Raw genomic sequence first — 17213 nt, forward strand, 5'->3', positions numbered from 1 at the left:
TGGCATGATGCTAATCGATAGCGAACAAAGAAGCCAAGCAACCGATCCTTGTATGTCGTTTATTGTCCAGGCTCCTGCCGGGTCAGGAAAAACAGAGATTCTGACCCAACGCTTTTTGCGCTTATTAGGTTCTGTCCTGTTTCCTGAACAGATTATCGCACTAACGTTTACTCGCAAAGCCGCAAGCGAAATGCGAGAACGAATTGTTCATGCGTTGCAACTGGCAGCCTCAAATCAAGAGGCAGTTAACGCTCATCAACAAACCACTTTGGATTTTGCAAAACAAGCTTTACTACGCAATGAGCAATATCACTGGGATTTGCTTCAACAACCTAATCGCTTAAAAATCATAACAATTGATTCATTATGCCAAAGCATTAATCAGGCAATCCCCCTCCTGGAAAAGCAAATTGCCTATCCGGAAATTTCCAATACACCAGATTACCATTACAATAATGCTGCCCGTAGCTGTATTCACTTTGCTATAGCTACACCAGAATATCAACAAGCAATTAAAACCTTATTGATTCATGTTGATAATAAACAAGAGCGATTAATTCAATTATTCAATACCCTTTTAAAGCAAAGGGATCAATGGTTATCCCCTTTATTTTTGGCGCGTGAGCAAGAAAAATCAACTTTTGAAAAAGCACTACGTCTTATTGAGCAACATGAATTGTCTCGTCTAAGGAACAGCTTGCCAACTGATTTAGCTCAGGAATTAACGGATTTGTCGCGAGTGATGGCGGTAATAGAGAACAAGCCAGACTCTCCAAGATATGTATTAAGAGAATGGTATCAGTTCCATCAATGCAACCAACAAATTACCAATGCTTTATGTAAATTGTTATTAAACAGTGATAACCAATTTCGTAAATCTTTTGATCATCATGTCGGTTTAAGTAAAAAAGATTGTATACCAGAAGAATTTAATAGGATAAAAACTTCCAGTTCTGAATTGCTAGCTAAATTAAATGACTACCCTGATTTCCTGGATGCGCTGCTTCAAGTAAACAAGTTACCCACCCCTGAATACGATGAGGAACAATGGGAGGTTTTACAAGCTCTTTTTTTATTACTTCCTTTACTGGTTGGGCATTTACAAGTTTCATTTAGTGAGCATAATGAAGTCGATTTCACAGCCATATCTCAACAAGCACTAGCAGCCTTGGGTGATTCAGACAATCCAACCGATCTGGCATTATATCTGGATCATACAATTCATCATTTATTAGTGGACGAGTTTCAAGATACCTCTATTACTCAGTTTGAGTTGCTTACCCATTTGGTTCAAGGATGGGAGCCTGGAGACGGGAAAACTTTATTTCTTGTAGGCGATCCGATGCAATCCATCTACCGTTTCAGGCAAGCAGAGGTTGGATTATTTTTTCGTGCGAAAGAACATGGTATAGGACCTGTTCAACTCAAATCACTGGAGTTAAGCTGTAATTTCCGCTCTACCGAAACTGTAGTCAATTGGGTCAATTATCATTTCAACAAAATATTTCCCCAACAATTTGATATTGAATCAGGAGCAGTATCCTTTCATCCTTCTGTGAATGTAATCAAGAGTAATAGACCTCTTTCCAAACTCGCTGAGGAGAGCGAAGTGCAAGGAGACGAGAAGCGGAGAACCGGAGTGTACACGCCAGTACATGAGGATTCGAGCACCGCATCGACGAAGCAATTCTCCTCCTCAGTAGGGTTTGGAAAAAGGTCTAATGAATCCAGTACCATTCAAGCTTTACAATTAAAAAACCGTGAGCAAGAGGCAAAACACTTAATTCAAATAATTCAAAATGAATTGAAAAACAACCCTGAGCAAACCATAGCAATATTAGTGCGAACAAGAACAAAACTACCCGAAATAATTAGCCTACTTCGCCAAAATAATATTCCTTATCAAGGTACAGATATCGATTTATTAGCCAATTTAGTACATCTCCGTGATGTTTGGTCACTCACCCATGCATTGCTTTTTCCTGGAAATCGACTTTCATGGCTATCAGTACTTCACAGCCCGTATGTTGGACTAAGGTTATCAGACATCAATTACATAGCACAGTACAATTCAAAAAAATCAATTTATCATAATTTACTCAACTTGGATAAAATTTCAGGCATCAGTGAAGAAGGCCGAATACGAGCCATGTTTTTTATTCAAGTCATGAACCAGGCTTTATTATTTCGTTCTCGTGGTCGTCTATCCGATTGGATCTCAAAAACACTAAAAAATTTGCATGTGGAAAAAGTTCTTGATAAAACTCAATTAAATGATCTGGAGCAATTTTGGGTGTTATTAGATCAATATGAAAAGGAAGGCCGAATTCCTGACATGAAAGAATTTTTAAACGAATTTAACAAACTATATGCACAACAAGCCATTCCTTCTCGTTTACAAATAATGACCATACACAAGTCTAAAGGATTAGAATTTGATACTGTTATTCTTCCTGGCTTAGGCTCACAAGCAAATCGCAGTGAGTCACCTATGTTGCGATGGCTCAATCTACCAACCCAACATCATGGAAACCTACTACTGGTATCCCCCATAAAAGGTGCACAACAAGATAGTTGTCCTTTATATGATTACCTAGATCAGTTAGATGAAGAAAAATCCGGATATGAAGCACAAAGATTACTTTATGTTGCTGCTACACGTGCAAAATCAAGAATTTATTTGCTTGATCATTCAGCAAAATCCTATAAATCATCTTTTAGAAGTTTATTAAAATACCAGGAGTTTGTTGAAGAACCTGATGAAGTCCAAAATGTGGAACTTGAATTTCCTCTACCGAAATTAACCAAACTCCCATTAGAGTACTATCAACAGATCACTATTAACCCAGTTCAATCTCAAGATAGTGCAAGCCCAGAAATATCATCTGGCATACCGCGCTTGATAGGTATCGTATCGCATCAGTTATTACAATGGATCTGTGACAATCACCCTCAAACAATTGATCAGGTACCCTGGAACCTTGCTCTGGGTGAACTCAAAAAATTGGGATTAAATCAGGAAATGCAACAAAAGGCTCTATCCATCATAAAAAACCAAATTTCTCAAATATATCAACACGATATAGGGCTATGGATTCTAGCAAGACATGACAGTGAACAGAATGAATATGAGCTTCTAGTTGAACATCAGAATAAATTGGTTACCCGCATCATAGATCGTACTTTTGTGGAGAATAACACTCAATGGATCATTGATTTTAAAACAGGGAAGGAAGACATCACTGCCTTGCAACAACACCAACGACAATTAAATGAATATGGATACTATATGTCTGATCATACAACTTGTCCTATTCGGTGTGGACTCTATTATCTCTCTAATAATCATTGGATAGATTGGCAATATGAGCCTGAAATTTAATGGGTTGATCTTTGCTGTACTCCAGTTATCATTACCAATTAATTTTGAGACCAGGTTAAGAAAATGACTATTGAAGATACTGTAATTAAGTTAATTGATTCATTAAAAGATCCCTTGCTTGGCCTAAATGGCAAAGAGATGAACCTAAAGTACCAAATAACAGCTATCGACAACTCCCTTCAGATTAACCTGACTGCTGGTTACCCTATTTCCCTGCTGGAAACCAGTTATAAGCCAATAATTCTGGAAACACTTCAAAATGAATTCCCTGATTCCCGAATTAGTATATCTATCAAGCAGTTCATTAAAGCCCACAAAACCCAATTGACAGGAAAAGCCCTGCGAGGAGTAAAAAATACCATTGCAGTAGCTTCAGGCAAAGGAGGAGTGGGCAAATCTACTGTCACAGTAAATCTTGCAGCTGCTTTAGCAAAACTTGGTGCTCGGGTCGGCATTTTAGATGCCGATATTTATGGACCCAGCGTACCATTAATGCTAGGTGAAACAAAACCCGTGCAAGTGAAAAACAACTGCTATATACCTGTTGAGGCTCATGGTATGCAAGCCATGTCTATTGGTTATCTAACAGATACTAACCAGGCTTTGATTTGGAGAGGTCCTATGCTTGCCAAATCCTTAATCCAAATGTTGGATATCACTCTTTGGAATGAATTAGATTATTTATTTATTGACTTACCCCCTGGAACTGGTGATATTCAGCTCACGTTAGTACAAAAAATCCCATTAACTTCAGCCATAGTAGTTACCACCCCTCAAAATGTCGCTACCTTAGATGCACAAAAAGCAATAACCATGTTTTCTAAAACAGGAATTGATGTACTGGGAGTCATAGAAAACATGTCCACCCACATTTGTAGTCAATGCGGTCATCAAGAAGCAATTTTTGGTAAAGGAGGTGCGGAAGCATTATGTGATGCTTACCAATGTCAGCTATTGGGACAGCTACCCCTGGACAGCCATATTCGTCAACATTGTGATGAGGGAATACCTACGTCAGCGCACTCGTCAAATCAATTGACAGACACTTTTATTAAAACTGCCATGCGAACAGCCATTGAACTGAGTAAAAAACCCATAAACTATGCAGACAAATTTCCTAAGATAGTTGTTGAATGAGAAGTAATTCCTTATCAACTATGTATTATTCCTCTCAGATAGGTATAATACATAAAATCTGTCCTTCAGCTAAGACCATAATAACAATAATAACAATATCATGATTAGATTATTGATAGTAACAATCGGTATATTATGCTCGGGATTTTCACTTGCAAGCTCAAGTTATCAAATCGATTTAATACTCTTTGCTCAGCCACAAGACAGTGTTAAAAATATAAAACTTGATCATTCCACTCCTCTAATTCCTGTCAGCAAAGAGGCAATCCAGCTTCAAACTGACGCTAATAGAAAACATATGATTTATACCCTCCTACCCTCCTCCCAATCAAAATTACGTGACCAATATTATTTATTAAGCCGAAAATCACGGTTTCAAGTTCTAGGACATTACTCTTGGAAACAACCTGCAAAAAGTAATAGCTTGGTTGCTCTTCCCAAGATCAACCATGATGGATGGCAAGTTCAAGGTACACTTAAAGTACGTCAAAGTAACTACTATCTATTTGATGCCGACTTGCAATGTTCTCCTCCAAACCATCAAGAGGCTTCTTTTAGTGTTTCTCAAAAACAGCGTTTAAAAGGAAGTACAATCTATTACCTTGATCACCCTCAATTAGGCATACTAGTTAAAATTCATAAAATTGTTTAATTGTATTGTAACTTTGAACCATAATCCGAGTAACTGTTCATGGTATATATCTTGAATCTTTGTGGAATGCCAGAGGTAGTCCATTTTTTCGTTCAAATTTGACCGTAATCGTTCACAGACTGTGTTTAGAAATAGAGTTCATATATTGTGGATCATAACTGGTAATTCTACTTGCCAACTATATCCGTTTCCTTACGGTCGCGGCGATGAATCCCCACGAATTTGTACAATTTTAGTAATGCCTCTGTTATCCCTTAGATTCTGTCATCCCTGCGAAGGCAGGGATCCATTTTGCAATGTACATCCTAAGTTTCATTAGGGTATTCTATCCTGCCAACTTCGCAAAAAACTCTACATCATATGGAAAAACAATATTATGTTTATATTCTTGCCAGCAAAAAATATGGAACTTTATATGTTGGCTTTACCAGCAATTTGACTCAACGTATCTATGAGCATAGGGAAAATTTAGTCGATGGATTTACTAAAAAATATCATGTACATGAACTGGTTTATTTTGAAGTTCACTCTAATGTTTATGAAGCAATTACTAGAGAAAAACAAATAAAAAGATGGAAAAGACAATGGAAAATTAACTTAATTGAGTCAAACAATCCTCAGTGGATTAATTTGAGTTACGAACTATTTTGATGGATGGATCCCTGCCTTCGCAGGGATGACAGAGTCATTTAAAATTGTACAAATTCGTGGGGATTCATCAGGTCGCGACCGTAAGGACGCGGATGAAAGATAAGATATGAGTCCTGACAAGCCGAAACTGAGGGAGAAGCTTTGAACGTATTGTTCACGAACTCAATCAGTTAAGGCTAACATTAAAAAGACCTTATATTTTAACAGGATCGTGAACGATTAGGATTGACCAAATATGGCATTCTGGTGATACAGCGTGAACAGCGACTAATCCGAACTATGGCTATTTGGAAGCAGCCAGTCTAGGCTCTATAATTTCTATTATTAATTCAGCAACGGCGTTAAAACAAATTTGTCTTGGTGTTCCCACTCGCCAAAATAAACCTAAGGTTCGAGATGGTGCTGGCTCGATAAAAGGAATACATTGTAAATAATCAGTTGAAACAGCTAATGTAGCCAAAGCAGGCAACAGCGTAACTCCCACGCCAGCTTGTACCATTAATCTTAATGTTTCCAAACTGGTTGCAGTAAAATCTGCAATTTCATTGGTTTTGGCCAATTGACACACGGCCATAGCTTGATCTCTCAAACAATGACCTTCTTCTAACAGCATAATAGGCTGGTTATTCAAATCATTTATATTAATTGATTCAGCTTGTGCCAGTGGATGAGTATTTGCACAAGCAAAATAAAATTTTTCTTCATATAAAATTTTACAGGAAAAATGTCCTGCTATTGGCAGCGCCATAACAGCAACATCCAGGTTTCCTTGCTCTAATTGACTAATTAATCTATGAGTTTGCTCTTCTATTAACCAAACCTTCAAATTAGGAAACCTGTTTTTAATTTCTGGCATTATGAAAGGTAACATATAAGGAGATACAGTCGGTATGACCCCCAACCGTAATTCCCCAGAATAAGGATCATCTGATTGACGAGCCAAATCTTTCATCTCATCTGTCAATATTAATATTTTTCTGGCTCGGGCTAATAATTTGGTTCCCTGATAAGTCAGTAAAACCTGTTTGTTAGTTCGTTCAAATAGTACAACTCCTAATTCCTCTTCCAGTTTTTTTATTTGCATACTCAAAGTTGGTTGACTAACAAAACACCGCTTGGCCGCCTCTCCAAAATGCTTTACATCGGCTAATACAACAAAATAATGAAGATCTCTTAAGTTCATAATCGTTACAATTAATTATTAAAAACTATTACAATAAAATATTTAATAAATAATATCTATATTGTAGCAGGTTAATCATTATTCTATGTCAAACATCCATTTCCTATTTGATGGGGAAAATCCCGGTTTTTGTCTAATTAACAAAAAAACAAATGTCTAATTGGCATAATCCATCTTTCGTTTGAACATTTATCTTATCTGGATAGATTTCTTTAAAAATTGCTGATAACCCAACAAAAAATACTTGTTCATCAATGATATGCTCTGTAGTGATGGGAATCACTTTAGGAAACTCAGGCAGAGCTCCTCGATAAGATACACTCACCCATAAATCCACTTCATTATAATTAAGTTTTAATTTCAGCTTCCCATCGTTTTTCTTTTGATTAATGATTAAATTGGTCAAATTAGTAATTGTTTTTTCAACTCCATCAAATAAATCGCCAGGTATTTTCCATTCCTTCATCTTTGAGAGAATCATAGCCGTTTCACTTCCTTCCTCAAGCTCGAGTGCATAGGACTGGCGTTTTTTTATTTGGAAAAAAAGATTAAGTGATATTGCCAAGACAGCAGCAAAAGTCAGACCAGAACTTGTCACCGATTTTATAAAATCAGGTAACCCATCAAAAAATCCGGTAAAAACAAATTGGCTGATAGTTAATAAAATGGTTAACCCAATGATAAATGTTCTGCGCATATCGATTTCACGCGAAGTGATAATGCTTATCCCGCCAACAAAGAGAATACAACTGGTAAATACCAACCCTGCTACTGCAACCGAAATGGGTAAACCAATAAATAAACTGGCAAACTTGGGAACCATTGCAAACACCAAACAGGACAATCCAAACGAATAAGCAATATAACGACTCGTAGCGCCTGTTGCCTTGGAAACCCCAACAGCGCTTGGTGATACCCCTACACCTGTTGCCCCAAAAAAACCACTTAAGACAACATTCAAACCATCAGTAAATACACCTTTTTTTATAGACTGGTAATCCGGTCTTTTCCAGTCGGAGTTGTTAATTTGCTGACAAGTTGAAATTACCCCAATAGTACGTAGGCTTGCCGCAATTCCTGCAATAATAAATTCAGGCAGCAAGATCCAGTCAAAACGAAATCCAATGTTCTCAAGAAGTGGTAGACTGAACCATTTGGCATGGACTATCTGTTGAAGACTTTCCGGGCGAAATGCCCCTAAGAAATAAGCTAAAATGCCACCAATTATTAATCCTAAAATAGTACATAACAACCTTACTATTTCCTTTCCCCACACGCTAAGAGCAATAATTAAAAATAAGGTAATAGCAAAAATTATTAAATCCAGGTTCTGGTTAACTATGAAACTACCAGGATCATTAATGAGTTTTTTGATGGCCATCAAGCCAACATCTAATCCCATCGCACAATAGAGTAATCCTGTCACAACAGGAGGAAACAAAATTCTCATTGATTTAATGAGAAATGCAAAAAGCATTTGAATAATACCTGCAATTAATAACATACCAAGTAATAAGGGTAATCCACCTAAACTAATTGCTTTGAGTGAGGGACTAAAATACATAATTGCTACACAAGCAGGCGCCAAATAACCTGAACCTATAGGACCTCGCCTAAAGGACTGAAGAATTGTTGCCAGCCCCATGATAATCAGAGTTCTACTAATAATCCCTTGCGCTACCTGATCTGAAAGATGTGCATGCTGAACGATGATACTGGTTAGAATTAAATAAATCGTACAAACGAATAATTGTTGCAAACCCAAAAGAAGCCATCTACCCAGAGGAACAGGCTCATCCACACCATAAATTATGTCTGCTGGTTTCATTCAGCTATTCCTTACTTAGAATAGTATTATTATGTAATCTAAGAAACGGGAATTACAAGGTACTGTTGATTATAAATTTACACAAACGTAACAATGCTATATATTCCATCAATTTCTATGTAATATGAACTATTTTGAATAACTCATCGGCTATACAAACATCGAAAATACTCATCTGGCTGGTAGGAGTATTATTTTTATTATTCCAATTTTTCCTGCAATTATCCTCAGGGATCGTTGTGGGTGCCATTATGCACGAAGAAAATATTTCTGCACTGAGTGCGGGTCTCTTAAGTAGTGCCTTTTACTATGTCTATACGACCTTCCAGATTCCTGTTGGAATTCTTTTTGATCGTTACAATGCACGATCGTTATTATCAATTAATGCTGCTCTTTGTGCCATAGGTTGTTTTGTATTTGCATTGGGCTATACTCTCCCTATTCTCTTTCTCGGACGCCTAATCATTGGTGCTGGATCAGCCTTTGCTTTTATTGGTTTAAGTCATTTATTACGTCAGCATTTTCCCTTAAAACAATACGCTTTTATGATAGGGTTATCCGAAACGTTAGGATTTACGGCCACCGTACTAGGAATGATTGGTATGGGTTCCCTTATCAATCATTTTGGTTGGCGTTATTTTATTACAATATCAGGGATCGTTGGATTCTTAATTGCCAGCTTATGTTGGATATATATCCCAAACAACAGTCCACTCCCTACTTCCCGCCACCAATACAAACAACAGCTTATTCCAATTTTAAAAAATAAACTGGCATGGTTTAACGGTCTTTTCGTTTGCCTGGAATTCTCGGTAATTACTGTATTTGGCGCTATGTGGGCTGTTCCTTTTCTGCAATTAAAATTGCATTGTACTATCAAAACGGCCAGCATATTGACGTCAATGATCTTGTTGGGTGCGGGTTTAAGCTGTCCTCTATTAGGTCAAATTTCAATACATCTTACCAAACGGAAACCGCTTATTCATTTTTCCTGTCTATTAACTGCAGTGTTATTTATCATAGTTCTATACGTGCCAACTCAAAATACCTTATTCACTGGTTTTTTAATGTTCTCCATTGGGCTAAGCTGCGGTGCTTATATGCTTGCCTATTCTATTGCCAATGAATTAGCTCCACCTGAATTTTTATCTACGTGTACTGGTTTCACAAATACATTAGCAATGCTCTCAGCGCCTTTACTGCAACCCCTGGTCGGATTCATTTTGGATAGTCTCAGTAATTACCATGATCAATATAGTTTAACGGATTATCAGATAGCTCTTTTAATTATTCCTTTTGCCCTGGTATTAGCAAGTGTATTTACTTGCTTTCTCCCAGAAAAATCTAACCCGCATTAATAACGGATTGTACAGCTGATTCCTTAATTTGTTTAAAAGTTTGCTTGGTTATAAAACAAAATCCTCTAGGATTGTCTTCCGAAAAACCGGCCACTGTTAGAGGAAGATTATCCTCTTGTTTTAGAGTATTTACTAATTTTAATTTTAACTTGGGAAGACCCACACTAAGTACACATTGATTATCAGCCAACGTTTTAATTGAAACAAATTGAGACATTTTAACATTATTTCCTGTGGGATCACGCCAACCTGCTATTGCAGCGCCAGTCGCATCAGCTTCCTTGAGATTTGCAGAATAAAATCCATTATCATTACTTAATCTACAAAAGATGGTACTAATATCATGCGCAGAATTTTGATCTTTACTGAACCATAACTTACCAAACCATGCTTTATTCCCTGTAACAAACTGCTCCTTATTACCCACTCCTGTTTGTATATGCCCATTCAATCGACTGGTTTGTACTGCCTGCAATTCTACACCGGCCCTTAAAACCTGTGTTTCAACATCCTTATTATCCTGTTTTAACATATCTACTTTAAAATTAAATCCTTTTTCATTTTCAACCTTCACACCAAAAATCCAACTGTCATTTATTGGGTTGTAGCGTATAAATGAACGACCAACTTGCCAGTTCAATTGAGTTGAGTTATCGATTTTTTCACTCGATTCATAAAACAATATCAACTGGTTGGTTTGCCCATCAATTAATGCAGTTTTAGCATAAAAATCTGTGCCTTGTCGCTGCATCTGAAAAAAATAGCCGTATCGATCACCACTCTCATTTGTGACCATACCTGTAAAGACCCAACTTCCAACCATTGGTTCACTCGGTTGAACCGTTTTATCCTCTTCTGTTTCTTCCATAGCAAAAACAGGACCACTTAAAAATAAAAATATGGAAAACAGTAATAACCAAATTCGTTTTGGCATCATATTAGTAATAACCTTGTAACTGTTGATGTGACCACAATGCTTCCCAAAAGGAATCATTCAACTTTGCTTCAACTGGTAAATAATACAACTTATCTGAACTAAATGAATAACATTTTACAGCATCCTTTTCTGTCATAATAACTTGTGATTCGACATAGTTTAAATCATGAGGTTTAAATTGATAATGATCAGGATAGGGATACGGATTAAATTTTATACCTAATTGACTTAGAGTAGAATAAAATCGTTGTGGATTACCAATACCAGCTACCGCAGCTACCTCATTCGTAAACGAATCGATACTTACTTCTTCCCTGGTTGTAAGCCTAACTATTTTTTTAGGGATTATTTCCATGGAATAGGCGTTCTCCCAAACACCTTCATTAACTATAACAAAGTCAACTTGATTTAGCCGTGAATCGGGTTCCCTTAATGGCCCAGCCGGCAAACAATACCCATTTCCCAATCCTCGCATCCCATCTATTACAGCAATCTCTATAGAACGCCCCATTCTGTAATGTTGTAATCCATCATCGCTAATAATAATTTGTACTGAATGCTTATCTAAAAGATGTCTCACCGCTTCGGTACGCTTAGGTGCGATTACGACGGGGCAGTTAATTCTTCTTGCGATCATTAACGGCTCGTCACCTACTAATTCGGCAGAATCATTTAATTGTATCTCATATGGAAAATGCTTTATTTTTGCTCCGTACCCACGACTCACAATCCCAACCCTTAATCCTTTCTGTTGCATTTTTTTAGCTAACTCAATCACTACTGGCGTTTTACCTACACCTCCTACAGTAACATTTCCCACGACAATAACTGGTACAGGATAATTCTGTTGGCAAAAACGTTGTAAATACCATCGTCTAATTCGTATCACAATACTATAGAACCAGGAAAACGGAAGTAGTACCCATTTTGCAAAATGTTTACCATACCATATTCTGTTTATGAAGAATGACATCAGGCTATTACTTCCTCATTAATCTTGCCAAACTGTTGTACTTTATACAGCTGTGCGTAATGTCCATCAATACCCAGTAATTCTTGATGACTACCTTGTTCAACCATACGCCCGTGTTGCATTACGATAATTTTGTGAGCATGTTTGATAGTCGATAATCGATGCGCAATAATTAAAGTGGTTCTACCTTTCATTACTTGTTCCAAAGCCGCTTGAATATAATGCTCGGATTCACTATCCAGAGCTGAAGTAGCTTCATCGAGTATTAATATTGGTGCATCTTTCAGAATTGCTCTGGCTATCGCTATTCTTTGTCTTTGTCCTCCAGACAACAACACGCCATTTTCCCCTACCCTGGTATCATAACCATCAGGTAACTGGCTTATAAATTCATCCGCATAAGCCAATTTGCCTGCAGTAATAATTTGTTCTCGGCTCGCCTCAAAACGACCATAGGCTATATTGTTAGCCAAGGTATCATTAAAAAGTGTCACATTTTGACTGACTAAAGACATCTGCTCACGTAAACTTTCTAAACTAAGCTGTTGAATAGGTACCCCATCTAAAGTAATGACGCCCTGACTCAATTCATAAAATCGAGGTAATAAACTGGCTATAGTCGTTTTACCACTTCCCGAATGCCCAACCAGTGCTACAGAGGTGCCGGCTTCAATTACAAAATTGACATCATGTAAAACGGTTTGACCTTGCCTGTAAGCATAGAATACATGCTTAAATTCAATTTCGCCTTTCACCTTTTCTTTTAATATCGTTCCCTTATCTTGCTCCAAAGGTAAATCCAGCAAATTAAATACACTTTCGGCACCAGCTAATCCTCTTTGTATTGTTGCATTGAGGGTAGTCAAAGTTTTCATAGGTTTAATTAACTGCAACATGGCAGCAATGATGGCCAAAAAAGAGCCTGCACTAATGATAATAACAGTGGACAAATGAATTGCAGCCATAATAATCATCGCAATCCCAATAGCAATTACCAATTGCACCCCTGAAACATTAATAGCCTTGCTAACGGCTACCTTCATATCATTTTTGCGCGAATACTCTGTAGCTTTATTAAACTTTGTTATTTCATAATTTTCGCCGCCAAAAATACGAACCACACGATAACCTTCGATTGCCTCACTGGCAATTTCTGTCACTTCACCCATAGTTTTTTGTACTTTATGACTAATTCGCCTCACTCGTTTATTGGTGTAATTAACAATTATTCCTACAAATGGGATCGTTAGTAAAAACATCAAAGAAAGTTGCCAACAAATAACCATCATAACGGTCAGTAATCCAATTACTAAACAGATATTTTGAATAAAATCAGTTAATGCATCAGCACTTACCTGTGCCACTTGCTCAACATCGTAGAGAATTTTTGAAAGCAATTGGCCTGAAGTGGCTTCATCGTAATAATCAGCAGGTAAATGAATAATATGAGAAAATACGATTTGCCTTAATACCTTGACTACTGAGCGCGCTACCCATGTCATACAGTAACTACCTAAAGAACTGACTATTCCTCGCAGAGTGATACCAATTAGAACAATAAGCGGGATTTTCCGAACAAAATCCAGATCAATAGTAATAAAGCTTTTATCCAAAAAAAGCTTGGTCATATAAGTAAAGCCGGCATCAATACCTGAATAAAGAATATTGGCCAGTATCCCCAAAAGCAAAACCGGCCAAAAAGGTTTTACGTAGCTTAATAAACGCTTGTATAACAGACGAGATTTAACAGGAAGGTTATTTTTCATTAATTAGGAGTTATAGTGTATGCAAATGTCATGAATTGTAACTCTTATTCTGATCAAGTGCCAATAGACTTCTATCCAAACTCTACTGCGGCAGGAAATTGCTTCGTCTCGAATCCTTATGTGCTGATGTGTACACTCCTGTTCTGTCCTTCGTGTCTCTTCGCATTTTCCTCACTTCATCAAGAGGGAAGGATCATATTTTAATTACATATTACAATTCTTGATTGCATATTTCATCTTTATATGTTGCAAAATTCTCGTCATAATCACTGGTTTTCAGTGAACCATGCTGAATAGTTACTTTTTAAATTCTGTCTTATCTTTATGCTCTTCCTTGTCTTCCTGTTCGTGTAAAATTGTGTTTGCAAAAAAGCTATAATTATTAATAGACCGCGGCTTTTCATTTTTAACTGCATTCAAGCCGCCCAATGCAGGAATCAATTCATGAATGACTTTAAGAGATTCCGGGTTGCTTGCCGCATCATGCAACACCGTATTGCCCAGTATGGTTTTAACCTTAACTGCGGTCAATCTATCTTGTTCAGGAATAAGACCAAGAATGGCTTTAAGAGACTCCGGGTTATCTGCTGCCTTATGTAACACCGTATTACCAGAATAATTTTGAACCTTAACAGCATCCAATCTATTTTTTTCAGGAATAAGCCCAAGAATGGTTTTAAGGGATTCCGGGTGGTTTGCTGCATTATGCAACATAGTATAACCCAGCATAGTTTGAACCTTAACTGCGGCCAATCTAACTTGCTCAGGAATATGCTCAAGAATGGTTTTAAGGGATTCCGGTTTGACTGCTACTTTATGCAACACCGTATTTTCCAGTATAGCTTTAACCTTAACGGCATCCAATTTATCTTGTTCAGGAATAAGTTCAAGAATGGCTTTAAGGGATTCCGGTTTGTCTGCTGCATTATGCAATACCGTATTACCATCATTATTTTTCACCTTAACCACATTCAATTTATCTTTTACAGGAATAAGCTCAAGAATGGCTTTAAGGGATTCCGGTTTGTCTGCTACATCATGCAACACTGTTTCACCATATTTATCCTTAATCCTTGCAGCATCCAATATATCTTTTGCAGGAATAAGTTCAAGAATGGTTTTAAGAGATTCCAAATTGTCTGCTGCTTTATGCAATACTGGTTCACTATATTTATCTGTAACCTTCACTGCATCCAATATATTTTTTGCAGGAATAAGCTTAAGAATGGTTTTAAGGGATTCTGGGTTGCTGGCTGCATAATGCAACACCGTATTACCAGAACTATTTTCCACTTTAACAGCATCCAATCTATCTTGTTCAGGAATAAGCTCAAGAATGATTTTAAGGGATTCCGGTCTGCCTGCGGCAAAATGCAGCATCGTACTACCATAAGGGTTTTTAAACTTAATTGCATCCAATCTATCTTTTGCAGGAATAAGCTCAAGAATGGTTTTAAGGGATTCCGGGTTGACTGCTGTATTATGCAACACCGTATTACCATCACTATTTTTCACCTGGACTACATGAAATCTGTCTTGTTCAGGGTAAAGCCCAAGAATGATTTTAAGGGATTCCGGGTTGACTGCTGCTATATGCAACACCGTATTACCTTTATAATTTTTAACCTTAACGGCATCCAATATATCTTGTTCAGGAATAAGCCCAAGAACGACTTTGAGAGATTCCGGATGGTTTGCTGCTTTATGCAATACTGTTTCACCATATTTATTTTTAATCTGAACTGCATCCGATCTAAATTGCTCAGGAATAAACCCAATGATGGTTTTAAGGAGTTCTGGTTTGTCTGCTGCTATATGCAAAACCCTATCACCATATTTAATTTTAGCCTGAAGTGCATCCAGTCTCTGCTTTTCAGGTATAGATTTGAACGCTTTTATTACATACAAGGCATTATTGGTAAGAACCGCCCAACGCAGAATATTACCATTGGGGTTGAGTTTCTTGTAATAACTGATGATTGCAGAAGCCAGCGCATTGACTTGCTCTGCAGTCAGCCATTTTTGTTTGATTAATTCGGCTATATCGTCTAACGCATTATCAGGCTCCGTGAGATAGATATTGCTTAATAATTTCCCATATAAGGCGGGTGGGAAATTCATAATCAGACTGATGAATTCAGATGAGTTTTTGGGCGCAATGCCTTGAATGGCTTTTTTAATGAGTTCTTCAGGCAATTTGCGATAGCCCGTATCCTCTTGCAGAGGGGGAATTTGTTTGTATTTTTTTTCCAATTGCCTCAGGCTTTCTTTAGTCATATGAGCGGGTTGATTGAATAGTGGTGTGTTTTGATTGGCTTCTACGACAGAGCGTAAATGCATAGCTGCTGTCTCAACACAAGTCCCTTTATTTATCTCATTATCGATGATGCTGCCTAAACTGCCATGATTGCCTTGAGCGTTTCTTAAATGGTCTTGTGTCTCGGAAGGCAGGCTTTTCATAAAAGAAAAAAACATTTTAATGGCTTCTTCAGCGGTTTCGCTCGCATATTCACTGCCTGTCATCCTCTCCCCGCCCAAGGTCAATCCTTTGATTAACCGCTCCAGGGCCTCCTTAGGGGTTGTCCCTTGATTCTTAAAAAGAGCGATATCGTCTTTCAATGTTCTGAGCGCATGGTTATGTTCATACAAGGCATCACAAAGCTCGGGATAGTCTTTCTTTAAGTATTCATATAATTTGACCTGACTGCGTAGCGGGAGATTTTGTATAGACCGAACATCAAAAATCATCTCCCCGCTTATCACATAATGGGACAAATCAGACAAAAGAGCTTGGTTTGTTAAATCCAATGTATCTTTTTTTAAGTCCAAAACGGGCTCTATGTCTTTAAATGCTGCTTTAAATGAGCCTGAGAATGTGATGTCTTGTGGAAGCGTTACCAGAAGTTGTTTTTTCACATGCGGCACCAGGATAGCCAGCATGTCAGTCATAGTTCGGGGTTTAAAAACAAGTTCTGCTATTTCCCAATACAATTGATTGGTTGCAGTAGACGATATTTGCTTAAAACCAATGGCATCGACTGTACCCTCTTCTCTTTGGGCACATCGTTCTTTAAATCGGGCTTCGAATGTGTCCGGGGTTTCAAGAAGCTCGGATAAATACCCTATCTCTTGCTCTAACTCCAATTGCAGCACACGCTGCTTCACACTGGCATAATCATGGGGCTCTGAAGACTTGATATGTGCTAATTGCTTCTTTTCTTCTAATAATTTTTTAATGGCATCGATATTGAAAGAAGACATTTTGAGCCCCAGTTAGAAAAATAAAAAAGCGATTATACATCATTGATCAACAATAAATTAACAAATTGATTGTAAATCGGACTTA

General features: G+C 37.5%; 11 protein-coding genes. 5 read left to right on the plus strand and 6 right to left on the minus strand.

Annotated features, from left to right (window positions below):
* Positions 1–4 precede the first annotated feature (4 nt).
* From ACZ5EK_RS09480 to ACZ5EK_RS09495, 4 genes are all read left to right on the plus strand, one after another.
* Positions 5–3382 (plus strand): UvrD-helicase domain-containing protein, encoded by a 3378-nt coding sequence (locus tag ACZ5EK_RS09480; RefSeq protein WP_464429271.1) that lies wholly within the window; start codon positions 5–7, stop codon positions 3380–3382.
* A gap of 63 nt (positions 3383–3445) precedes the next feature.
* The gene (gene apbC, locus ACZ5EK_RS09485) at positions 3446–4519 is read left to right on the plus strand and encodes an iron-sulfur cluster carrier protein ApbC (protein WP_464429272.1); all 1074 of its coding nucleotides are present in this window, start codon (positions 3446–3448) and stop codon (positions 4517–4519) included.
* 100 nt (positions 4520–4619) lie between these two features.
* Entirely contained in the window at positions 4620–5171 is a 552-nt protein-coding gene (locus ACZ5EK_RS09490) for a CsiV family protein (protein ID WP_464429273.1), read from the plus strand.
* Positions 5172–5531: 360 nt separating this feature from the next.
* Positions 5532–5822, plus strand: coding sequence for a GIY-YIG nuclease family protein (locus ACZ5EK_RS09495; RefSeq protein WP_464429274.1), 291 nt, complete (start codon positions 5532–5534; stop codon positions 5820–5822).
* A 283-nt stretch (positions 5823–6105) separates the two neighbouring features.
* Here the strand turns inward: ACZ5EK_RS09495 and ACZ5EK_RS09500 are convergent, their stop codons facing one another.
* Entirely contained in the window at positions 6106–7005 is a 900-nt protein-coding gene (locus ACZ5EK_RS09500; RefSeq protein ID WP_464429275.1) for a LysR substrate-binding domain-containing protein, read from the minus strand.
* 133 nt (positions 7006–7138) lie between these two features.
* A complete protein-coding gene (locus ACZ5EK_RS09505; RefSeq protein WP_464429276.1) occupies positions 7139–8833 on the minus strand; it encodes a solute carrier family 23 protein in 1695 nt (564 codons plus the stop codon).
* Positions 8834–8967: 134 nt separating this feature from the next.
* Between ACZ5EK_RS09505 and ACZ5EK_RS09510 the strand changes: the two genes are divergently transcribed.
* Positions 8968–10191 carry an MFS transporter gene (locus tag ACZ5EK_RS09510; RefSeq protein WP_464429277.1) on the plus strand — a complete coding sequence of 408 codons (1224 nt, stop codon included), beginning with the start codon at positions 8968–8970 and terminating at the stop codon, positions 10189–10191.
* Here the strand turns inward: ACZ5EK_RS09510 and ACZ5EK_RS09515 are convergent.
* The 4 genes from ACZ5EK_RS09515 to ACZ5EK_RS09530 form a co-directional block, all read right to left on the minus strand.
* On the minus strand, positions 10178–11128 hold the full coding sequence (locus ACZ5EK_RS09515) for a hypothetical protein (protein WP_464429278.1): 951 nt from the start codon (positions 11126–11128) through the stop codon (positions 10178–10180). The genes ACZ5EK_RS09510 and ACZ5EK_RS09515 overlap by 14 nt on opposite strands.
* Position 11129: 1 nt before the next feature.
* Positions 11130–12101, minus strand: a complete 972-nt coding sequence (lpxK, locus tag ACZ5EK_RS09520) for a tetraacyldisaccharide 4'-kinase (RefSeq protein ID WP_464429279.1) — start codon at positions 12099–12101, stop codon at positions 11130–11132.
* Positions 12101–13867 (minus strand): lipid A export permease/ATP-binding protein MsbA, encoded by a 1767-nt coding sequence (gene msbA, locus ACZ5EK_RS09525; RefSeq protein ID WP_464429280.1) that lies wholly within the window; start codon positions 13865–13867, stop codon positions 12101–12103. Before msbA ends, lpxK begins: the two co-directional genes overlap by 1 nt.
* Before the next feature lie 297 nt (positions 13868–14164).
* On the minus strand, positions 14165–17128 hold the full coding sequence (locus ACZ5EK_RS09530) for a hypothetical protein (protein ID WP_464429281.1): 2964 nt from the start codon (positions 17126–17128) through the stop codon (positions 14165–14167).
* Between the last annotated feature and the right edge of the window lie 85 nt (positions 17129–17213).

The organism is Legionella sp. JM-2024, from assembly GCF_055389095.1.